This is a genomic window from Paenibacillus peoriae, assembly GCF_022531965.1.
Taxonomy (GTDB): domain Bacteria; phylum Bacillota; class Bacilli; order Paenibacillales; family Paenibacillaceae; genus Paenibacillus; species Paenibacillus polymyxa_D.
Map to the genome: position 1 here is coordinate 2,713,451 of NZ_CP092831.1, position 23,537 is coordinate 2,736,987.

General features: G+C 43.5%; 17 protein-coding genes and 1 pseudogene. 14 read left to right on the top strand and 4 right to left on the bottom strand.

The genetic code is table 11. The annotated features are described in order from the left end of the window. Positions 1–421: 421 nt before the first annotated feature. Positions 422–904: a GNAT family N-acetyltransferase gene (locus tag MLD56_RS12135; protein WP_039275010.1), complete on the top strand. Its 483-nt coding sequence runs from the start codon at positions 422–424 to the stop codon at positions 902–904. Positions 905–1,072: 168 nt separating this feature from the next. Beyond that, on the top strand, positions 1,073–1,840 hold the full coding sequence (locus MLD56_RS12140; RefSeq protein ID WP_029518472.1) for an S-layer homology domain-containing protein: 768 nt from the start codon (positions 1,073–1,075) through the stop codon (positions 1,838–1,840). A gap of 946 nt (positions 1,841–2,786) precedes the next feature. Here MLD56_RS12140 and MLD56_RS12145 read toward each other — a convergent pair. Beyond that, positions 2,787–4,172 carry an MFS transporter gene (locus tag MLD56_RS12145; RefSeq protein ID WP_029518470.1) on the bottom strand — a complete coding sequence of 462 codons (1,386 nt, stop codon included), beginning with the start codon at positions 4,170–4,172 and terminating at the stop codon, positions 2,787–2,789. Positions 4,173–4,282: 110 nt separating this feature from the next. Here MLD56_RS12145 and MLD56_RS12150 point away from each other — a divergent pair, with 110 nt between their 5' ends. Beyond that, positions 4,283–5,170: a LysR family transcriptional regulator gene (locus MLD56_RS12150; protein ID WP_029518469.1), complete on the top strand. Its 888-nt coding sequence runs from the start codon at positions 4,283–4,285 to the stop codon at positions 5,168–5,170. 170 nt (positions 5,171–5,340) lie between these two features. On the opposite strand, the gene MLD56_RS12155 is transcribed toward MLD56_RS12150, so the two are convergent. Next, positions 5,341–6,183: a helix-turn-helix transcriptional regulator gene (locus tag MLD56_RS12155; protein WP_029518468.1), complete on the bottom strand. Its 843-nt coding sequence runs from the start codon at positions 6,181–6,183 to the stop codon at positions 5,341–5,343. 149 nt (positions 6,184–6,332) lie between these two features. Here MLD56_RS12155 and MLD56_RS12160 point away from each other — a divergent pair, with 149 nt between their 5' ends. Then, positions 6,333–8,393, top strand: coding sequence for a beta-galactosidase (locus MLD56_RS12160; protein WP_029518467.1), 2,061 nt, complete (start codon positions 6,333–6,335; stop codon positions 8,391–8,393). Between the two features lie 198 nt (positions 8,394–8,591). Continuing rightward, positions 8,592–9,171: pseudogene (locus MLD56_RS12165) on the top strand (glycoside hydrolase family 2 TIM barrel-domain containing protein); the annotation flags it as partial. Positions 9,172–9,293: 122 nt separating this feature from the next. Here the strand turns inward: MLD56_RS12165 and MLD56_RS12170 are convergent. Next, positions 9,294–9,635 (bottom strand): winged helix-turn-helix transcriptional regulator, encoded by a 342-nt coding sequence (locus MLD56_RS12170; protein WP_029518466.1) that lies wholly within the window; start codon positions 9,633–9,635, stop codon positions 9,294–9,296. A gap of 106 nt (positions 9,636–9,741) precedes the next feature. Between MLD56_RS12170 and MLD56_RS12175 the strand changes: the two genes are divergently transcribed. The 3 genes from MLD56_RS12175 to MLD56_RS12185 all read left to right on the top strand — a co-directional run bounded on the left by MLD56_RS12175 (position 9,742) and on the right by MLD56_RS12185 (position 14,299). After that, positions 9,742–10,656 (top strand): arginase family protein, encoded by a 915-nt coding sequence (locus MLD56_RS12175; RefSeq protein ID WP_029518465.1) that lies wholly within the window; start codon positions 9,742–9,744, stop codon positions 10,654–10,656. A gap of 911 nt (positions 10,657–11,567) precedes the next feature. Then, a complete protein-coding gene (locus MLD56_RS12180; protein WP_029518464.1) occupies positions 11,568–13,961 on the top strand; it encodes a cellulase family glycosylhydrolase in 2,394 nt (797 codons plus the stop codon). A 233-nt stretch (positions 13,962–14,194) separates the two neighbouring features. Next, complete coding sequence (locus MLD56_RS12185) at positions 14,195–14,299, top strand: DUF6254 family protein (RefSeq protein ID WP_023988604.1); 105 nt, start codon at positions 14,195–14,197, stop codon at positions 14,297–14,299. A 459-nt stretch (positions 14,300–14,758) separates the two neighbouring features. Here MLD56_RS12185 and dapA read toward each other — a convergent pair whose 3' ends face one another. Then, entirely contained in the window at positions 14,759–15,640 is an 882-nt protein-coding gene (gene dapA, locus MLD56_RS12190; RefSeq protein WP_029518463.1) for a 4-hydroxy-tetrahydrodipicolinate synthase, read from the bottom strand. Between the two features lie 114 nt (positions 15,641–15,754). On the opposite strand from dapA, the gene MLD56_RS12195 reads away from it, so the two are divergent. The 6 genes from MLD56_RS12195 (at position 15,755) to MLD56_RS12220 (ending at position 23,125) form a co-directional block, all read left to right on the top strand. Next, positions 15,755–16,627, top strand: a complete 873-nt coding sequence (locus MLD56_RS12195; RefSeq protein WP_029518462.1) for a LysR family transcriptional regulator — start codon at positions 15,755–15,757, stop codon at positions 16,625–16,627. 380 nt (positions 16,628–17,007) lie between these two features. Further along, positions 17,008–18,030, top strand: a complete 1,023-nt coding sequence (locus tag MLD56_RS12200) for an NADH:flavin oxidoreductase/NADH oxidase (RefSeq protein ID WP_029518461.1) — start codon at positions 17,008–17,010, stop codon at positions 18,028–18,030. Positions 18,031–18,604: 574 nt separating this feature from the next. After that, positions 18,605–19,015, top strand: a complete 411-nt coding sequence (locus MLD56_RS12205; protein WP_029518460.1) for a MarR family winged helix-turn-helix transcriptional regulator — start codon at positions 18,605–18,607, stop codon at positions 19,013–19,015. Positions 19,016–19,088: 73 nt separating this feature from the next. Continuing rightward, positions 19,089–20,852 (top strand): ABC transporter ATP-binding protein, encoded by a 1,764-nt coding sequence (locus MLD56_RS12210; RefSeq protein WP_039275165.1) that lies wholly within the window; start codon positions 19,089–19,091, stop codon positions 20,850–20,852. Next, the gene (locus MLD56_RS12215; protein WP_029518458.1) at positions 20,845–22,695 is read left to right on the top strand and encodes an ABC transporter ATP-binding protein; all 1,851 of its coding nucleotides are present in this window, start codon (positions 20,845–20,847) and stop codon (positions 22,693–22,695) included. The genes MLD56_RS12210 and MLD56_RS12215 overlap by 8 nt, the downstream gene beginning before the upstream one ends. Positions 22,696–22,816: 121 nt before the next feature. After that, entirely contained in the window at positions 22,817–23,125 is a 309-nt protein-coding gene (locus MLD56_RS12220; protein ID WP_029518457.1) for a hypothetical protein, read from the top strand. The last annotated feature ends 412 nt before the right edge of the window (positions 23,126–23,537 follow it).

The window sequence follows — 23,537 nt, forward strand, 5'->3', positions numbered from 1 at the left end:
GGTCAGCAGATAAAATTGGCCTTGGTATAATAAGGGTAATTCACTAAGGAGAGATTTTATTGTCTAGAGCTGTTCTTTACTAATCCAATTCCATAAAAAGGGGTTTTCATGTACTTACTATTTCTCTGCCCAATTTTTGTATTACGGGTGGGATTTGAAAGCTTCGGAATTAGTTAAGAACAACGGATATTACCAGATCCTTAGGGATACCTGTTATAATGAGTCCAATCCGTGTTGTTTCAGCGCGGATTTTTTTGTGGCCCAAATAGCAGTTGATATGAGGGTAGGAATGACGTATGTTCATTCCTGCCCTTTTCCAATTTTTAGCAAAGTGGGATAGAAGGGAATTACTCCAATTGGATCAAATACAACCAGATTTCTTGAATGAAAGATTCAATCTAAGTAAATAGAAAGGTGGACAATATATGAACTTCAAACGAATCGGCTCTTATTAAAAACACTTGATCTTAATTTAATCGAAGCAGCAGCCCGACGTGATATAGGTGCTATTGAAGCTTTGGGTTATAAAACCAGTGATGAATGGCCGGGGCATGATAAAAATAATGGCACTAGAGGTTTTGATTCTTGGATCATTGTAGATAAGGATAACCAAGAAATTGTTGGAGGGATTGGTTTTTTAGGAGATCCTGACCAGAACGGTATGATTGAGATCGGTTTTGCAACGAATGAAAGCCATCGCCGCAAAGGCTATTGCTATGAAGTCGCTCAAAAAATAATAGAGTGGTCATTAAATCATGAAGAAGTCCAAATCATAACGGCAAGATGCGTACCTGACAATATCAGCTCTAAGAATTTGTTATTGAAGTTAGGATTTCAAATTTGTCACAAGGATGAAGAATTGCTTTATTGGAAATATCAAATGAAGAAAGTAGGAGGGGTTTAGCAGAAAAGAATGCGAATACTGGAGGGTGAAGTTCGCTAAAGTAACTGAGAACGATAGTTCAACGCTATTTTCTCATTAATATCATCATTTTCTTTTGAAATGCCGATATAAAATTGAGTCTAGAGAACTATTTTATACATAAATTTTACCTAAAGGAAGTGGAAAGAGATGTTGAAAAAGAAATGGCTTATCGCCCCGTTGGTTGCGACGACACTGTTTTTCGGTCAATCTGCCTTCGCGGCAAACACGTTTTCTGATGTGGAAGGAACAAAATATGAATGGGCTGCCGAATCGATTCGTTCCATGGTCGATAAGGGCATTGTCAAGGGCTATGAAGATGGGACCTTCAAGCCAAGCAAAACCATAACGAAAGCGGAATTTGTACATATGTTTCACAAGCTTTTTCTAGAAATTGATCGTTCTTCCGGCGAATCTTCCGATTTTGAGGATGCGCGTAAACACTGGGCGAATAAAGATTTTGCAGCAATATTCAACGGGGACTATGTTTGGCCGTATGCTGAAAGTGTTGGGGGGAAATATCCAAACTATCAATTCTATGTCAAGCCTGACAAACCACTGACCCGCTGGGATGTGATGATGATTGCCTCTCTTCGGACGAATTATACCAATCAGACGCTTCATCCTGAGATTGAGGAAGTGATCTCAGCAGCTGCGCAGTACAAGGATATGAAAGTTCGTCAAGCCAATTACAATGATAATTTCTCGGCCTACTATCCGGTGCTGTACATCGACAAGACTGGAGAAGAGTACTCCTATGATGGAGATTCCCAGGATCAAAAGGCAGAAGCATTCTACACCCTAACCAAGATGGGGGTCCTTACCGCTAATGAAGGATACCTTCACCCAAAAGCGCTAGTCACACGGGCTGAAGCTGTTACCATTTTACAGCGTTTGTACGAGGCCACAACGAAGTGATTTTTAGATCAATGATTATCAGATAAAAGCAAAAAAAGATTCAACAAATGGCTTCATTTACACCTCAAAGGGTAGTGCTGTTAGGTTTTGATAAGCCGAATTCAGAAAATAAACAAATCTAAAAGTATGTTGATGAATATGTGGGAAAATTGAGATTTCAAACCGCTGATCTGAACAAATCAGCGGTTTTTTAGTACGAAATGGGAGGGCGAATCACGTTACATCTGCTGATAAAGGGTCGACCTACCGCGCCATCGAGGCAAAAGTTAAGTCAAACCTTGATCAAGGTGGTCAGTGGATGATAGGCACTAGCCGCTTGCGCATTGTAGCCATCAAAGAAACTGAATAAGGAGATGAACTGCTTTGGAGTTTTCTACTTACTTAGTTACATATCTATGGCGACGCCTGACCGTTCATTACTGTCGAAGGACAACAACTATGTATAAAAAGTCGCCAAATTGGCGTTTTTTGTTGTAACCATCTTTAAGCCAAAAACATTAAATCAAACGTTGTATTGTCCGATAGAATACCAAGAAACGACTGATTCGTATCCAAGAAGTTAAAAGATTATAGTGATGTACTGTGATTAACTAATGTAAACGACGAATAAAATATCATTTAAATATGTGTTGAGGAAGTTTTCCTGTTTGATTGTCCAATTTTCAATCGAACAAAAAAGCTTCCTTTTTATTAAAATCCTGAAGCTACTAGAGTTTTCCCAGTATATCAAAAGCTGGGGAAATGTTATTCTTTCTTTCGGATTCTTCCCTTCTTCGATTTATGTGATGTACCTAGATTATCTAGTGTTTATTTATAAACTTTCTTTCCACCATCCTGCGTAAAGCCTTCCATTTTGAGGGGAGACACCATCTTTACGCCAGATAAATGACATTTGATTCATGATGATCCGTGCCACGCATTGGTTTGAGATATGAACTTGGTGAACCTATGACTCATGCAATTGCGCTGACTTCTGGTGCCGCCGACTTATGAATACCAAAGACAATGCAATTACCGTGAGGATAATCCCAAGCATTTGAAATCCCTTGAAGCTAAATGTACCTCCCATTACGATACCTATCAATAATGAAGAGATAATGGTTCCCAGATATCTTGATGTGCTAAATAATCCGGATGCTACACCGATTATTTCTTTTGGAGAACTTTGAAACAGGGCTGCTTGCATACCTACATTGTTCAAACCGTTGCTAATACCGAATGCAGCTAAAGCCAAACACACGCTGATAACCGGTGAATTTGGATTCAATGTCACCAGCCACACTGACCCCAATGTCATCAGAATTGCGGACACCAGCAATGCCGGTCTGGGTCCTGATTTATCGATCCATTGTCCTGCAATGGGAGAAGTAATTAGCGAGCACAAGCCTAAGCTTAGCATGAGAATGCCTGTTTGGAATTCGCTGACATGACGTACCATTTGCAAGTAGGACGGAAGCCCGAAAAAGAGCGAGTAATATAGTACGTTAACGAGCATGAATTCGACATTAATCCAAATCATCGCAGGGTAACTGGCGAATGTGCGTAAAGGAATGAAGGGTGATGTCGCTTTTAACTCATGTCGTACGAATGCCCCCAGCGCAACGAAGCCTATCAGCCCGACAATGACATTTCCTAATGAGATATGCCCAGATGATTTTGCCGAGAGTAACCCAACGAGCAGGGCAACCAGACCCAATGTGAAGAGCAGAATCCCTGTTGCATCAATCAAATCAAACCATTTACGAAAAGACATGTTGCGTGCTACGGATGTTGGCAGTTCGTCCTTAGGAATATTCCTCCAAGCCAATACAAAGCTGGCCACCACAAACGGAATATTGATGAAAAAGATAGCAGGCCAATTCCACCAATGAATCAACACCCCGCCAATAAAGGGGCCAATTGCTGCTGCTCCAGATAGGAATATGGACAAAACAGACAACGCAGTTGCTTGTTTCTCTGTAATATGAATTCGAACAATAGCCATTCCAACTCCAACCATCATGCTTGTTCCGATGGATTGCACAATGCGGAACATGATGAGCCACCCGAAATTTAGTGATAATGGAGCTAATAATGATGCAATGAAGGCTACAACAAGCCCGGTAAGGAATATCTTCCTACGACCAAATAAATCGCTGGCCTTACCCATGACAGGTTGAGCGATGCTACTTGCAATGTAGAAAGAAAAAATAATCCAGGAAACACCTGTAAAGTCAAGATGGAACACATTTTGTAGACTTGGAATAGCAACTGAAACCATCGAAGAATTTAATGGGTTCAATAGTATCCCTAGACCAACTGAAATCATTAACCACCAGCTGCGAACGCTCATTTCTGGTCCCCCCATAGCGAATTAATGTCATCGTACTTGAAATCGATTATTTATTCCAACGCATTTGATGTTATAATCTCATTGACTTGAGGGAATGAATGGAGGGCATAATGGAACTTCTTCAACTGCAATATTTTCTGACGGTAGCTCGTTTGGAACATGTGACCGAAGCTGCACGAAGTCTGCACGTTACTCAATCGTCGCTGAGCAAAACGATTCAACGCCTGGAGGAAGATCTGGGGGTTCCTCTATTCGATCGAACAGGGAGGAAACTGCGATTGAATGAGTTCGGAAGCAGATTCCTTCATCGAGCAGAGAGGGCTTTATTTGAATTGGAGCAGGGGAAGCAGGAGCTTAGTGATTTATCCAGCCCGGAACATGGCACTCTCGAATTGGCGGTGACCACCGCTAGCACATTACCCAATATCCTGCGAGAGTTTCGGAAAAAGCGACCCTATATTCAATTTCATGTGCAAATGCTGACTACGCAGGAAATGGTAACGCTTCTTCATAGAGGCGAGGTCGATTTTTGCTTGTCCTCACCTCCAATAGAGGGAGATGACATCGAATGCCAAATCGTGTTTATCGACCCAATCCTTGTAGCTGTTCCAAAGGGGCATCGGTTGGCAGATCGAAGCAGTGTAACGTTGAAAGATCTAAGGGATGAATGGTTTGTCGGTGTAAAGAGAGGCTACGGTACTCGCGATTTAGTGGACTCTGTATGCAAATCGGAAGGTTTCGTACCTAAATATGTGTATGAGGGGGATGAACCTGCAAGGCTTAGTACGCTTGTGGAAGCTGAAATTGGCATAGCCTTCATACCAAGCACGGCAAGGAATTCACGGGAACATCTTAAATATCTCCAAGTAGAAAATCACGAATTGGTACGGGAGATCGCTTTATTATGGCACAGAAGTCGGTATATTTCGCGGGCTGCTTTGGAATTCCGTGAGGTAGTTGTAGAATATTTCGGAGCGATATCCAAACAGACAATATAATCCCATAATATAAGCGAAATAAAAAATACATTAACAGAAGCGGTAGCGTAGGACATGTTAATCAAACGTCCTAAGCGGCCGCTTATTCTTTATTCAACTACAAAATTTGTGTTTTCGATTTGTACGCTGCCTACACACCTGCCTAGCTATTAAAGGAGTTCTTGCATTGACTAACCCATCCTTCTTAGCTGACGAAACTGCTCCGGTGTGATACCTGTTTGCTCCCGAAACCTCTTGATAAAATAGCTGCTTTGATGAAAACCAGATTCCAGTGCAATCTGCTTTACAGTGAGTGCCGTGGATACAAGGAGCTGTTTAGCCAGCGTTATTCGGCATTGGAGTAAATATTGAGCTGGGGTACTGCCCATGATCTGATGGAAGAGCCGGCTAAAATGAAAGGAGCTATAACCTGACGTCGCAGCCATTGTCTTCAAATCGAGCATGTTCTGACATTGCATACGAATATATTCCGCCGTATGACGAATCCTCTCATGGACGGTGCCGCCGGGAGAGGTCCCGAAAATTTGGTTGGAATGGTGGACGATCTCCAGAAGAATTTCATAAAGCAGGGAAGAGATCCGTACATCATAGTCGTGACGGTAAGTTTGGGCAAGTTGCAACATTTCTTCCATCAGCGGTTTTAAACGTTCTGGCCGGTGGAGCGAGAACAGATACGGTTCGTGCATGCTTCGGCCTTGTAATAGCGAATCTACATCTTGCCCGTCAAAATGAATCCATCGGACATCCCAGGGATCCTCGGGTTTAGTTCGATATTGCTGTGTCGTATGCTTGCCGAAAAGAAAGCCCATGCCAGGAGTAAGCTCGATTTCCTTCCCATCATGCACAATAGCGCCTTTGCCTGCAAAAATGATATGTAAATTGTATTCTATCAGTAATCCTGCATTCCTTCGCTCCCCATGATTGGGGAAATTCTTGTAATGCCCTAACGATTCGGGAAACAGTATACCTTTATTTAGAATGGGTGAAGGAAGATAACAATCTATTTTAATCATGTATCCATCTCCTTGAGTAAGTTAGCAAAAAAGTAATTCATTTAGCAAAATCGAGTTATTCTAATCCTTTTATTCCTATATTACAATAGATACAATTATAAGAGAATCACATTTTTGTACTATCACTTCTACTGAAGGAGAATTGGAGCATGCCGAAATCCTTATCTTTAGATCGCTTTCATTTGGGAGCTTGTTATTATCCTGAACACTGGGACGAATCGTTGTGGTCGGACGATCTCATAAGAATGAAGGAACTGGGCTTCAGCGTCATTCGGATTGGGGAATTTGCTTGGTCGATCTTCGAGCCGGAGGAAGGAAAGTTCGACTTCACGCTGTTTGACCGTTTCTTGGAGCAGGCAGACGCGATCGGGATTCAAGTGATCATGGGCACACCAACAGCTACGCCTCCGGCATGGCTTACTTATAAGTATCCAGAGGTGCTGAATGTGTCTATGGAGGGGGTCACGTTCCAACATGGTCAGCGTCGGCATTATAACTACAGTAGTCCCATTTATTTGGAGCTTTGCGCACGTATTACAAGAGAGATGGCACAACATTACAAAGATCATCCGGCCATCATGGGTTGGCAAATTGATAATGAGCTGAACTGCGAGATAAATGTTTTTTATGCCGAGGCAGATCATCAGGCCTTCCGATGCTGGCTAGAGGAAAAATACGGTACGTTGGAGCAACTCAATAAGACCTGGGGTACTGTATTCTGGAATCAAACTTATGACAGCTGGAAGCAGGTTCATCTAACTCGTCCAACCGTATCCGGGTCAACGAACCCTCATCAGTCTTTGGACGAGAAACGGTTTATATCCGATAACACCATTTCGTTTGCCAAACTACAAGTGGACATCCTTCGGTCAGTGGCGCCTAATCAGTGGGTGACAACCAACGGTGTATTCGGGCATTTGGATAGTCATAGGATGACGGATCAATTACTTGATTTTTTCTCGTACGATTCTTACCCTCAATTCAGTACCATTTATCCGGACCAAGGGGAGATGCCATTGCTGGATCGCAAGTGGGGGCTTTCTTTAAGTAACGTCAGAGGGATGTCACCAAATTTCTGCGTGATGGAGCAGCAATCCGGTCCGGGAGGATGGGTGAACAGGATGGAGATGCCATCCCCGCGTCCGGGGCAGATGCGATTGTGGACCTACCAAAGCATTGCTCACGGGGCAGACATGATTTTGTATTTCCGCTGGAGAACGGCAACGTTTGGTACAGAAATGTACTGGCATGGAATTAATGATTATCACAATCAGCCGAATCGTCGGGTCGCAGAAGCAGGCCGCGTCGGAAAGGAGCTGCAAAAGGTTGGAGGACGGATTCTTGGCAAACGCTACGTGGCAGAAGTTGCTCTACTTCGCGATTATGATAACGAGTGGGATGGCGAGTTGGATAAATGGTATGGTCCCTTGACAAAGCAAAGTGAGCTCGGCTGGTACAAGGCACTGCAGTATGGACATATACCTTCGGATATGGTTACAATCCGTCCGGGTATGGAATCAGAGCAGCTGCGGGAACTGGGAAATTACAAGGTGTTGGTATACACGCATCCGGCGATCCTAAGAGACAGTACAGCAGCTATGTTGCAGAAGTATGTAGAGGATGGGGGCATCCTGATCTTCGGTTGCCGCACCGGTTATAAGAACGAGTTTGGTCACTGCCGTATGCAGCTACTCCCAGGGCCTGCAGCCGAAATGAGTGGCGTTCATGTAGAGGACTTTACGATGGTAAATGGGACGGCATCACCTGTATCGGTGCGGTTTAAGGAACAAGCCCTTGATTTTTGGGCTCCAGACTTCAACGACATTTTGAATGTTCATGCTGATACGGTAGAAGTACTTGCAGAGTACGCATCAAGCTACTATGAAGGAAAACCGGCCTTGACCGTCAATCGTGTTGGCGAGGGACTGGTCTACTATTGGGGCGCAGCTTTTGACTTACCGATAGCGGCTGAGCTTCTAAGACAGCTGCCGGTGGCATCTCCGCTTGCGGGGTGGTGCCAAGCTCCTTCGACGGTAGAAGTTGCTATTCGTGCGGATGTACAAGAAGAGCTGGTATTTCTATTGAATTACAGCGGAGAAACGGCTCAGGTTAAACTGAGTGTGGAGACGGAAGATCTCCTTTCCGGTAGCAAGCTTACTGGTACCGTACCATTGGAACCGTATGGAGTATGGGTATTAAAGAAAGTTTAAAATAAAAAGAGCATCAGCCGCTGATCTTAATCCGAAGATCAGTGGCTTTTTATTGTATTAAGCAAGGGAATAACATGTTGTTTTTGTGTACAAGGTTCGGCTCAATAATCGCTGTCTTTCCTATGGGTTCTTGAACCAGAGAAATCGAACATGATCGGTATTTAATACAAAATTAATAATTTAATACAATATTATTGACGCTTTTTATATTGGTGTGATGTGAAAGGCATGCTCGTCTGGTCGGAAATGGCGTCGACCTTTGAGTTCAATGATCAGGCGGTTAGCCGCTTTACAAGGAATGGCTGGAAATCGTACCGCAGCAGTACAATCATCCAAGTATCATAACTTGGGCCCGTTCAATGAATCGTGTGGCATATCGACCATTGAACATGATGTAAGGCAGCAGTAGTTCACGCAAACCATTTATCATCTGACGAAGACTATTGATCCGTATCGTCCGGTGGTTACCAATGACGGATGGGAGCATAGGGTCTCGGATATTTTTAACTCTTCATGATTATGTGGAAACGGGCGAAGAGTTTTTGGGGCGATATCAGGAAAAGGAAAGCATCGTAAACAACAGCATTTCCTTTATTCAGTCGAAGCTTCTATCGAACGTTTCCGTGCAATCACCGGAGCAATTAAAGCGACCCCCTATCTCTCGGGCTATTGCTATACACAGGTGACCGATGTACAGCAGGAAGTCAACGGGTTGTTGACGGAAGACCGAAAACCGAAGGTTCCGCTTGAAGTGATTCGGGAGATAAATCTGGCTTGAAGCGATAATTAAGATAATAGTATTTGCAGAACGGCTGTATGCTGTCTCTTCCGTTGGAGAATAAGGAATGCGGCATCTTCAGCATACTTTTCGCATATAGGCTTTTTAGTAGAAAACTGGATTTAACTATTTTGATTTTTTGTTCCCCACTCACATAACCCTTCCAAAACAGGTAATAGCGTTTCTGCTTTATCTGTGAGACTGTACTCGACTTTAGGAGGAATTTGCGGATATTCTTTTCGATTTACCAGACCATCCGCTTCCAATTCTTTTAGTTGTGAACTCAATGTTTTATAAGTAATAGCCCCTATCTGTCTTTTCAGATCATTAAAGCGAACGGTCCGGTTTTCGGCTAGGAGATAAATAATAACCATTTTCCATTTACCACCAATCAATGAAACTGTATAACCAAAAGGTGTATCTTGAATATTTTTAACTTTACCTTTAAATTCAGCCATACTCATGGTTACAATATCCTTTCGGGTAGTACCTATCAAAATAGTGCGTACTACGTTTTTATTTGTGTTCAGTTTATACTAACCTTACTTTTGAAGTAAAGGAGAGAATAACATGACTAAAAAAACAATACGCCTGTTAATGCCACAATGGCAAGGGGGAAACAATCCTAATTACTCTTTTGGAGCCGAACTGCTTGCTTGGCTAGCTCCGGATAATGATCAACCCCTTATTCATGTTCCAGTTCAAGCTTATGATGGAACTCCACTTGAAAACGAAAACGGTATGAATGGGAGAACACAGCTACTTGAACAATTAGAGGCTGCTCAGCATATCATTGATGCTCATAAGCCAGATCGCATTGTAATGTTTGGTGGTGACTGCTTAGTGGAACAAGCTCCATTTGCCTATTTAAACGAACGATATGGTGGGGAATTAGGTTTAATTTGGATCGATGCTCACAGTGATTTAGTTAGATATGTAGGCTATGATAACGGACATACATTACCGCTCGGAAATCTGTTGGGAGAAGGAGATGAGGAATTCGCAAAGCATGTGAAAATCCCTCTAAAACCAGAAAATGTTTTTATCGCAGGATTAGCAACTCCTACAGAGCAAGAAATAGAAGTGATTTCAGAAGCGTTTCAAAGACTAGGTATAGCACCAACAGAACCAGATACAGAAGTGATTCAAAGACTAGGGATTAGAACTGCAGAAGCCCAAGAGTTAACAAACAGTACTGAATCTATAAAAGAGTGGATTAAAGAAAGTGGCATTAAGCATCTGGCTATTCACCTTGATTTAGATGTGCTTGACCCAAAAACATTTCGTTCTTTAATATTCGCCAACCCTGAAGCACCTTATAATTATTCTCCTGCGGGAACAATGCAAATGCCCCAACTACTTAATCTGATTAGAGAACTATCTGAAGAAACAGATGTAGTTGGCTTAGGTATAACGGAGCATATGCCGTGGGATTCTATTAATTTAAAAAATCTGCTTGGAGAGATACCTATATTAAATAACTAAGTTCATACACGGATTATAAGAGAACAATGATCTGCTTACAGTTTGTCTGGTTCTACTCCGCTTGTACTTTTCGGAAGCTGCACATTAGGCGAATATCCCCTATAATGGATCTTAAAACTAATTACAGACGTCTTATTATGTAAAAGTACGTTGAAATCGGTTACCCAATATATGAAGAAATGCCTGTTTATCCAGGATTGCCAGAAGTGAGGTTAGAGCCTAGAGAGCGTTTGGACAAAGGGGATGACTGGAATGGAGTGTGTTAAGTATAGGCTATTTTGTTCACTATGGCTTGGTTAACATCATCAGCACTGCAAGGAGAGACAACAATATATACGCATAAGAAGTCGCCATTTTGGCGGCTTTTTTGTTTTGGATAAAATTTATAGTAAGCCTTCAAAGGTGCCTATAATCTTTATAATGATGGTTTGACACTGAATTAGTGGGAAATGTGGGAAGGCGGTTCACTTGCTTCATTTGCTGAATAATTGATCATTAGCTCATAGTCTCTTTAAAAAACGTTTCTTTTAGGGAGTTACAATAACAGCTATTAAATAATTTGCATGATTCAGGTGCATTGTTATGAGTTTTTCAAATAGATTTTAAAACTTTTTATTAATCAAGGAATAGTGCTGGAGGACAAAAATATATATGCTTTAGGTCGCTTTGATGAATTTTATCTCTGGAGGACGATATAGAAAATCAATCGAAGCGAAATAAGTGATGTAACTCTAAATGAAAGCGGTTAAAGGAGGAGCCTTTATTAAGCCTTTGGGATGAAGATTTGAATAGAAAACTATGAAGGGAGGGTCGACCTAGAAAAGACAATTTAGGTAAATTAGTGAACTTCAAGATGAATAATACAGGACTAATCAAGCAGTTGTTTATTTATATGAATTGGAGGTTTTGAGATGAAAAAAACCATAACATGTTTGATTTTGTTTGGTCTGCTTATTAGTCTGTTGCCGATCAAAAATGTGAGCGCTTCCGAAAGCCTTGTTCTCACCAAATCGGCAACTGCAAGCTCCGTCGAAGATTCGAGTAAGGCGGCTGATTTTGCGATTGACGGGAATTCGCTAACTAGATGGTCTTCACAATATTCAGATCCACAGTGGATAAGTGTAGATCTCGGCAATACTACCGAAATCAATGGGGTTACGCTTAACTGGGAAGCGGCTTATGCGAAGTCCTTCCAAGTTCAAACATCAACGGATAATGATCATTGGGCTACCGTCTATTCCACTACGACTGGAGAGGGAGGAATTGAGAAGATATCTTTCGAAGCAACAAACGCAAGGTATGTAAGAATGAACGGCATCGAAAGGGCTACTGGCTACGGATATTCCCTCTGGGAATTCGAAGTGCATTCAGCCGACGAACCGGGGGATAACACACCTCCAACAGCGCCCTCCGGCCTGACTAGTTCCTCTATATCTGATACGACGGTAAGCTTAGAGTGGACGGAATCTACAGACAATGTAGGGGTTGCCGAATACGACATCTACAACGGATCAAACCTCATAGGCTCCAGTGCGTCTACGTCCTTTATCGTTACCGGCTTAACAGCTAACATGGCGTACAGCTTTTATGTGAAAGCCAGAGATGCTGCTGGGAACGCGTCGGCTGCAAGCAATGTGATTGATGTGAACACTAGCGCATCCGACACAAGTATTGTTTCAGGTGAAATTTATAAACTAACAGCACAACATAGCGGAAAAAACCTAGAGGTAGCAGGAAACTCCACTGCCGATGGAGCCAAGGTGCAGCAGTGGACGGACAGCGGCAGACCCCAGCAGAAATGGAAAGTGATCGACGTTGGCGATGGATACTATAAACTGATTGTGCAATCCAGCGGTAAAGCATTAACAGTAGCTGGAGGTTCTCTCGAAGATGGTGCTAATGTGCAGCAATGGACAGACAACGACTTATCTAATCAAAAGTGGAAGATTATTAGCGTCGGCGGCGGATATTATAAGTTGCTCGTTAAATCTAGCGGTAAAGCGCTGGATGTAATCGGGGGTTATACTAATGATGGGGCAAATGTACAGCAATGGGTGGATAACGGAAATGATCAGCAGAAATGGAAGTTTACGCTTGTCGAATCAACCGCTGATACTACAGCACCAACGGCACCAGCGAACCTGAAAAGCTTTTCCAAAACAAACACTTCGGTAAGTCTTGTATGGGATGCTTCAACAGACGATGTAGGTGTTACCAGCTACGATGTGTATAATGGAACAATCTTGGTCGATTCAACCGACACGACAAGTTATACGGTGACAGGACTTACCGCCGATACAACGTATAGCTTCACCGTAAAAGCCAGGGATGCAACAGGGAATGTTTCAACAGCAAGCAATATCATAAATGTGACGACAAATGCTACCTCTGAGAATACAGGCTTTTATATTAACGGAACAACGCTGTACGATGCCAACGGAAATCCGTTCGTAATGAGAGGAATCAATCACGCTTATACATGGTATAAGGGTCAAGAGTCAGCAGCGATCCCTGCCATTGCGAGAACGGGAGCGAACACCATCAGAATCGTACTGTCGGATGGTCAGCAATGGACAAAAGACAATCTGTCTGAGCTACAGAATTTAATCACTTTATCAGAGCAAAACAAATTGGTTGTTGTCCTTGAAGTACATGATGGTACAGGGTCTGATAGCGCTACTGTATTGAATAATATTGCGAATTACTGGATTGAAATGAAAGGTGCACTCATTGGAAAAGAAAGCACCGTTATCCTCAATATTGCGAACGAATGGTATGGAACATGGGATGGCGGAGGCTGGGCGCAAGGCTATAAGTCTGTTATACCCAAGCTTAGAAATGCCGGCATCAAAAACACAATCATGGTTGACGGAGCAGGATGGGGACAGTATCCGCAATCTATTTTTGACTACGGAACAGAAGTCTTTAATGCAGATCCGCTAAAAAATACGATGTTCTCTATTCATATGTATGAATATGCCGGTGGAAATGCTGCTACAGTAAAAAGCAACATGGAGAATGTACTGAATAAAAACCTGGCTTTTGTGATTGGCGAATTCGGCATCAAGCATACGAGTGGTGATGTTGATGAGGCTACCATTATGAGTTACGCTGAGCAAAAGGGGGTAGGTTATCTAGCATGGTCTTGGAAAGGAAACAGCGCGGGTCTCGATTATTTGGATATGGCTACTGACTGGGAAGGAACAAGTTTTACGGAACAAGGTCGTATTATTATTGAAGGTCCCAATGGTATTAGGGCGACATCGAAATTAAGCACAGTTTATAGTGGTTCAGCCGACAAATAGCCTTCTACCGCTCCTTCCAATCTTGCGGGCGCAGTTATATGTACTAAATCCCTTATCGGCCGATTCCACATGCAGCTACATTTCTCGCTTCCAAGAAGGCTAGTTGGCTTATCCAGATTACACCCTGAGTTATTCCAAAAACCAACGAATTTAGTTTTATGAATGAACAGAGCTGAGAAATGACAACTTAAGAAAGTAGTATACATCACAATTTCCAAAGGAGGATATCTGCTATGGCTCACCAGAAGAAAAGGAAAGAAGCAGCCTGGAAGTCACGAAAGCAAGAACAGCATCCCCATGGTAAAGTCAAATCGCTCAAGGAGTTGTCCAGCGAATAGGATTGAGGAGTATACTGCGTAAAAGAGAAGAGCTGTCGATGAAATTCATCGGCAGCTTCTTTTTGCAATAATTTCGCTTACACAAAGAATTCCCTTAATGCTGCAACTCGATTTACTAGCAACCATCCAGCTATTGCTTGTAAGCTTTTCAGATTGAGGGACTTGCAAAAAATATATCTTGATGACAGACATCTAGGGTTGGGTGGGGATCAAGCAACGCAATGATCTTTCGGACATTTTAAGCTCGATAGAAGACATGTCTTCATACATCAAATTGCTATGTGCTACATTCATCTTCACCAATTTTAGACCAGTAACTTATAGTGTTCTAGTATAGAAGGTATCTTCTTAAATTCGTTTTTCAGAAGGGTGCCTGTTCCGGCTAAAAATTGAAGCATCTCCTGACTAGGAGATGCTTCTTCTACGTTATGATTGGGTAGTCTGAGATAAGCTGATTTATCAGGATACGATTGAATTCAGGAGACCTTGCTTCACCTGATCCGACAGTGGCATAAGTGGCAGGCGCAATTGCTCGGCAGCAATAATCTCTTGCTGGGTAAGCCACCACTTGATCGCGGCCGGGGCTGGCTCTGCAAATACATGCTGGATCAGCGGTTCCAGTAGCTTAAAACTGTCTCGCGATCCGTTCATGTCGCCAGCTACAAAACGTTGGTACGTATCCACATACTTCTGGATATTGAGATGGGCGGATGCAAGCATACCGCCGGTAGCGCCTTGGCATAGCATGGCATGGAAATAGGCATCCTCTCCGCAGAGGACAGGCTTGGTCTCATACTGGGTCAATTTTAAGAGCAGATCAAGACCGCCCGTGCTGTCCTTGAGCCCAATTACGCCATCTAGGTCCAGCACCTTGCGTATGGTATCTATTGTCATGCGACTGCCCGTGCGAACCGGAATCTCATATACAAGCACAGGCAGGCCTACACGAGATACGACACGGAAATGCTCCAAGATTCCTTCCTGCGTCGGTCGGTTGTAATACGGAGTGACCACCATGGCTGCATCCGCTCCTAATTCAACCGCCATTTCCGTCCGATGCACCGTTGAATAGGTATCGTTCGTTCCCGTGCCAATGACGATCGGAATGGTTTTGTTCATGCTCTTCAGAACATCCTGCGTCACCTGTACCATTTGCTTCACTTCATCCCAGGATACGGTTGGCGACTCTCCTGTCGTACCGTTAACAACCAGTCCCTGAATGTCATGACCTGCAAGATAGGTAACATACTTCCGGTACGAATTGATGTCCAACTTATAGTCACGCGTAAAAGGTGTAATCAGCGGTATGAAAATCCCATGAATATGTTGTTCGTTCATCATCATCATCAGTTATCCCTTCCCGTTGAATTAAATCTAATGTAACATAGGAGACAGCATCGGAGTTATCTATAATAAGCGATGATTCTAATCAAAATTTTTGATGGGGTGGCCAGAATGGATTTCATTTATCTTCAGACATTTCGGGAAGTGGCTATTCGTGAAAGCTTTACGAGAGCAGCAGAAGTGCTCGGTTACGCACAATCCAGCGTCACGACCCAGATTCAGAAGCTGGAGAAAACGTATCAAGTCAAATTGTTCGAACGCTACAGCAACAACAAGATTCGTCTTACCTCTGCCGGGGAAGAACTGTTCAAGCTTGCTGGACAAATGCTGGAGCTTTTCGAGCAATCGAAAGAAAAATTGGCCAAGCAGGGCGGGGGCTCTATGACGATCGGTACTATGGATTCCATCGCTTCGTATTTTCTGCCGCCGTTTATGCAGGCGACTCGCAAAGAATACCCTGATCTGAACATACGATTGCATACGGATCGCGAAGAGATGATTTTGCACCAGGTCAGGGAAGGGGAGGCCGATGTTGGACTGATCCTCGCGGACGATTCAAGCAATCCGGCCTTGCAGTGGATTACGATTCGAGAAGAACCGCTTGTGCTGATTGTCCATCCGAACCATCCGCTTATCGCTAAAGAGCGAATCGGCCTGGATGATCTGGTGGATGCGGAGTGGATTATGCCCGAGCATACGTGCAACTACAGACAACTGCTGGAGAGAGTGCTTCGAGCAAATGGAATCACCTATCGCGTAAGCCTAGAGCTGGGTAATCCGGAAGCGATCAAACGGAGCATCAAGACTGGAGAGGGTATATCCATTCTACCTCTAATGGCTGCGCTGGAGGAGATTGAACGGGAAGAGCTGAAGGTGTTACCCTTTGAGCATGCCGAGTTCAAGCTGGAAATTCAGCTTGTTCTTCATCCCAAGAAGTGGGTGTCCAACGCATTGAGCTTTTTTATGGAGAGCATGAGAATGTAGATTTTCCTCCACATCAAAAATTAATATACAGTACGAGCGCTTCCTAGTGGAAACCAGAAGCGCTCACAGTTTATTCAAATCATCCACGTATTTTTTTGAAAAATAAGCAATCAAAATGTGTATTAATTAATTTGAAAAGCGGGATCACTATGAAGAATAGCGTATGGCTCCGATGACTACGTGGTCAGGCAATGCCGGTTTTACGATATAGACGAAGAAGTAGCTTACTATAACAAACGAGTAAATGACGTAATCTTACTTTGAAGAGTCTGAAATCATGCTTAGAGTTGACAAATGAAACAAACATGTTAGTATATATGCATGTGCATGCATTTTGTTGTTGTATTTCCTAATATAACTCAGAGAGGAGTCTTTCTCACATGAAAGATTTATTTAGTCCCTATACAATTAAAGGTTTGGAATTGAAAAATCGCGTAGTTATGCCTCCAATGTGCCAATACTCGGTTGACCAAAAGGACGGGGTTGCCACAGATTGGCATTATATGCACTACGTTAGCCGTGCAGTAGGCGGAGCTGGTTTTATCATAATTGAAATGACAGATGTAGAGCCGGATGGTCGTATCTCCGATTTTGATCTTGGTTTATGGTCAGATGAGCAGATTCCTGCTCTCAAACGGATTGTAGATGCTTGTCATAGCTACGGTGCCAAAGTGGGAATCCAGATCGCGCATGCCGGACGCAAGGCGGAAGATGCTGAAGTTCCTGTAGCACCATCTGCTATTGCATTTGATGAAAATTCAAAACAACCTCGCGCGCTTACAACAGAAGAGGTTAAAGGCCTGGTTGAGAAATTTCGTGCTGCTGTAGCTCGCGCTGTCAAGGCTGGATTCGACAGCATTGAAATTCATGGTGCACATGGCTATTTGATTCATCAATTTCATTCGCCGCTTACGAACAAACGGGAAGATGAATATGGTAAAGAACTTACCCTTTTTGGTCGGGAAATCATCCAGGCAGCGAAGGGTGAAATGCCAGAAGATATGCCGCTCTTGATGCGTATTTCTGCCAAAGAATACGTAGAAGGTGGATATGGTATTAAGGAAACCATTGCTTTTGCCAAGGAATATCAAAAGGCAGGAGTAGATATGTTTGATATTTCATCTGGTGGTGAGGGACCTATAGCTGCATGGGGCAGACCAGGAACTCACGCAGCGTATCAAGTCCCCTTAGCAAAAGAGATCAAAGAAGCTTTGGATATTCCGGTGATGGCCGTTGGAAGACTAGAAGATCCAATATTGGCGAATGCAGTTATCGGAAATGAAGAGGCCGATCTAGTTGCTGTGGGTAGAGGGATGTTGAGAAATCCTTATTGGTCACTGGAAGCCGCATCAAAATTGAAAAAAGAAACTGCAATCCCTACACAGTATACTACAGGGTTCTAAGACTGAGCTCTTGCTAATCATAATTGGCCTGTCAAAGTTAAAATGGTGGTGAACCGCTAGCTATATTTGACCAGGAAAAGATTTTAAGACCGAATGCAACGATAAAAGACTTTGAAATGGAAATGGTCGATTAAGCGAAAAAAGTACGTCCTTTAGACCTTTTGTAAAGTACTCTATCAAGGTACTCTACAGAAGGTCTAATTCAATGAACTATGCGACCACAGAGAGCATGTCAGAGGAAGATACATAAGATGAGATTCGGTTTTAGCTCTTAGGTGTTGTGATATGTGGCACTATAAGATGGTTATTCATACCATGGACGTTACAATGCAATGTAGCTTCCAATGTTAGAAGTGAAGGTTGGTAAAAGCCTTGCAAACCACTCCTCGAGTTTTTGGCATTTCCATTGAACTTTTTGTGTGGAAAATTTGGTGAAAATACAAGCTGGTTACGGAGGATTTTTTGTATTCCATATTTTCTCTAATTGACTTTGTAACCCAACATTATTATTATCTTATACTATAAGATTAATTATCTCATACTATAAGGTATTAGCGAGAAGGTGTTGTGACCATTGGATTATAAAGCATTAGCGACAGAACTATTCGAGTATATCGTCAAATCGCAGAAACCAGCATTAGAGGAACGAGGGCACTTCTCACGTGGCGAAATGGGGATTCTCATTTGTCTGAATTTTAATAAGGACGGGGTTACCTCTGGCCACTTGAGCGAATACTTGTCCGTCAGTACGGGACGAGTAGCAACGGCACTGAAGAGCCTTGAGAAGAAAGGACTAGTTGTACGGCGTACTGATGTCAATGACAAACGTAAGGTGATTGTATTCATTACGGATTCAGGTAAGCAATTTATGATTGATAGGCATAAGGAAGGAATCACATGGACCGAGAATGTTCTTCGAAAGTTAGACGAACAGGATGCCAAAGAACTGATCCGGCTCATTAAGCTTATTGTCTCTAGAAGCTGAATTTCTATGCAGACGCAGGAGCACCATACTTCACCAGACATCAAAGACTATCAGATAAAAGGAGAGCAACGGAATGCTAAAGATATTCAAATATCTCAAAAAAAATGAATGGATGCTCGTGCTTTGCAGCCTGGCTTTCATCGTTGTGCAGGTATGGCTTGATCTGAAGCTACCTGATTATATGGCGGAAATTACGACCAAGCTGCAAACAGAAGGAACACCTATGTCCGAACTGCTGATTCCCGGCAGTTACATGTTGTTTTGTGCCGTCGGCAGTATGATTGCATCTATTATTGTCGGCTATTTTGCGGCAAAGGTCGCGGCAGGGCTGGCCATGCGTCTGCGTGCGATGGTCTTTGACAAGGCCTTATCTTTTTCCATGGAAGAGATGAACAACTTTTCAACAGCCAGCCTTATCACCCGCTCCACGAACGATGTTACCCAAATTCAAACGGTGGTTGCGCTGGGGCTGCAGGTGATCATCAAGGCGCCGATTCTGGCCGTGTGGGCCATTGCAAAAATTGCGGATAAAAACTGGCAGTGGACCGCCTCTACAGGAGTGGCTGTGGCTGTCCTGATCCTGATGCTGAGTGTCATTGTTATTTTCGCTCTTCCGAGTTTCCAAAAAATCCAACGTCTCACCGATAATCTGAACAGAGTAACACGTGAGCATCTGACCGGGCTTCGGGTGGTGCGCGCTTATAATGCAGATCAGTATCAGGAGGAGAAGTTCGGGCAGGCTAATGCCGAATTGACGAATACAAACCTGTTTGCGAACCGGTTAATGGCAATGGTTGGCCCGGGTATGACCTTTATTATGTCGGGTCTGAGTGTCTCGATCTATTGGGTTGGCACTTACCTGATTAACGGAGCGGCCGTGCCGGACCGCATTACGCTATTCTCTAATATGGTCGTATTCTCCTCTTATGCGGTGCAGGTGGTCATGGCCTTTATGATGGTAAGTATGATTTTCTTCCTGATGCCTCGAGCTTCGATTTCTGCCAAACGGATCATGGAGGTTTTGAATACCGAATCCAGTATCGTTAACGGGCATGAGACGACTGGAGAAGAAAGCGTTATGGGGCAAGTGGAATTCCGTAATGTCAGCTTCAAATATCCGGACGCGGAGGAGGCCGTGCTTCGCAATATTAGCTTTACGGCGAAACGAGGCGAGACGGTTGCCTTTATTGGCGCTACAGGCAGCGGCAAAACCAGCGTGATCAATCTAATTCCCCGCTTCTATGATGTGACCGAGGGAGAGGTACTCGTGGACGGTGTGAATGTCAGGAACTATAATCAGCAGGCACTCCATAACAAAATCGGATATGTTCCCCAGAGAGCTGTACTGTTCAACGGTACGGTGGTATCCAACGTTTCGTATGGTGTTAACGGAAGAGCAGGAGCTTCAGAGAAACTCGTCAAAGAAGCCGTTGGTATTGCTCAAGGAACGGAGTTTGTTGAAAAAATGGATGGTCAGTATCAGGGTAGAATTTCGCAAGGTGGAGCGAACGTGTCCGGTGGTCAAAAGCAACGGCTGTCGATTGCGCGTGCCATCTACCGACAGCCGGAAATTTATATTTTCGATGATTCCTTCTCGGCACTAGATTACAGAACAGATCGGATTCTGCGCTCCGCTCTCAAAAAAGAAACCGGCCACGCTACGACACTTATTGTTGGTCAGCGCATAGGCACTATCAAAGACGCTGACCGAATTATCGTGCTGGACCAGGGGGAGATTGTAGGGAGTGGCACGCATGAAGAGCTGATGACGAACTGCAGCACCTATCAGGAGATCGCATATTCGCAGCTTTCGAAGGAGGAACTCATACATGGATAAGAATGAACACACCGTCGACAGCCAGCAAATGAAAATGAATCAGCCAGGTCCCATGGGCAAAGGTCCCGCGGGGGGCAGGGGTGGTGGTGAAAAAGCAAATAATTTTAAAAAGACCATCAGCCAGCTTGCATCCTACAGCAAGGCCTATGTGCCTATGATTATACTCGCTATGGTACTGGCCCTGGTCGGCTCTACCCTCAACGTGATTGGCCCAGATAAGCTCAGTGATATTGCCAACCTGATTCAGGAAGGAATCGTAACCGGGATTGATGTAAGTGCTGTTCAGAAGATTGTTTTTGTATTAGCGCTTTTATATGGATTTGGTCTTATTTTTAACTATTTTCAGGGCTTCATTACAGCAACCGTCTCACAGCGTCTTACAAAGAAGATGCGAACAGAGCTGTCTCGAAAAATCGATCATATGCCTTTGAAGTATTTTGACTCTACGAGTTATGGTAATGTGCTTAGCCGCGTAACCAACGATGTCGATACCATCGGACAAACGCTAAACAACAGTCTCGGCACGCTTGTTAGTGCGCTGGCCACTTTCGTGGGAGCCTTGATTATGATGCTTTATACGAACTGGATCATGACCGTTACCGGAATTGTAGCTACGCTGATCGGCTTTAGCCTGATGAGCGTGATTATGAAGCATTCACAGAAATATTTTGTAGCACAGCAAGCGGAGCTTGGCCAGATCAACGGTCATATCGAAGAAACCTATGCTGGTCATAACGTAGTCAAGGTCTATAACGGGGAACAAGCAGCCAAGGAAGTGTTTCATGGCATTAACACCCGCTTATATACAAATGCATGGAAGTCCCAGTTCATGTCTGGTCTGATGATGCCAGTCATGATGTTCATTGGAAATTTTGGTTATGTCGCGGTCTGTGTTGTGGGAGCTTTGCTGGTCAACCAACAGACTATAACCATCGGAACTATTGTCGCCTTCATGGTGTATATTCGTCTGTTTACACAGCCCTTGTCACAGCTGGCACAGGCTGCAACCAATCTGCAATCGGCGGCCGCTGCCAGTGAACGTGTATTCGAATTTTTGGGTGAAGAAGAATTGGCGGATGAAAGTGACAAGACTATGAAGCTGGATAACGCCAAAGGGGATGTTGAATTCAAACATGTTCGTTTCGGTTATAACGAAGACCATATGATTATCAAAGACTTCTCTATGAAAGCTAAAGCTGGTCAGAAAGTCGCCATTGTCGGTCCGACAGGCGCTGGTAAGACCACGCTCGTGAATTTACTCATGCGGTTTTATGAGCTGAACGATGGAGAAATCTACATTGACGGAACTCCGATCAGCCAATTAACGCGTGAGAATATTCATGAATTATTCTGTATGGTGCTTCAGGATACCTGGCTGTTCGAAGGAACGATTCGTGACAATATCGTCTTTTCCAAAGATCATGTTACTGATGAGCAGGTAGAAGCTGCATGTAGAGCGGTGGGACTGCACAGTTTCATTAAAACACTGCCGCAGGGATATGATACAGTTCTGGATGACAAAGCCAATCTCTCTGCGGGTCAAAAGCAATTGATTACCATTGCAAGGGCGATGATTGAAGATTCACCTATGCTCATTCTGGATGAGGCCACAAGCTCGGTCGATACGCGTACGGAATTGCTGATTCAACAAGCGATGGACCAGCTGACTGTGGGGAAAACCTCCTTTGTGATTGCTCACCGACTTTCGACGATCAAGAATGCGGATCTGATTCTGGTCATGAAGGACGGTGACATTATCGAAATGGGTAACCATGAGGAATTGCTAGCAAAAGGCGGCTTCTATGCCGATCTATACAACAGTCAGTTTGAACATGCGTCCTAAAAAGTAACTGCTTGAAAGTATAATGAATATCCATATAGTTCCAACTTAATTAACATCATCATGTGGACATTATAAGGTATAAGAGTCAGAATTTCTTAATCATAATTGTGGAGGCAGATCAATGAACCAGCGTTTTCGAATCACCCGTTCCATGCAGGAAAATCCTGTGGAGCAATCCATTTCCCTGGAGGAGTGCAAAGATTACTTTGCATCCCTGCCAGACTTTTCGTATTCACGGGAGCTTATCATACAAGGTGCTGAGAGCACCATGTCGATCGAGGGAGATTTTTTCATGTGGAAGTATGCTGACGTAGAAATACCTTTTCGTCATTACATGGGGGATGTGTACGTGGCTATTTCCAATGAGGCTGTCGTGCCTAAGATGATTGAAATTGCAACAGATTTACAAGCAGATGTAGTGGATGGGTGAAGAACGATTCTTATTGCAGCAAAGTAGGCGTAGAAGCCAAGCTCTGATTATCCGGTTCAGTTCTCGCACCAGTTTGAATCGGTTAATGTGGACAGCCGCGGGAATCCCTTGTCATCTAAAAGACGTGATATACGATTGCTTGTCTGGATATCTGGTGAGTGGTTGCAAAGGATTTGTTCCATGTCTGATCACAGGGCAGAAGCTCAATCGGTTGTGATGAGCTCGGCAACAAAAACGATTCGATTCGTACACAGTATACATCACACAACAAATGTTTCTGGTACGTTCGCTGTGGCAGTATTCACTTCATTCTTAAGGGTCAAGTCGCCAAAACATAAAAATAGCAAGTCTCTTGCAACATGGAGGCTTGCTATTTTTATGTTTTCGGTTCATTGAATTTTGCGAAAAAAAT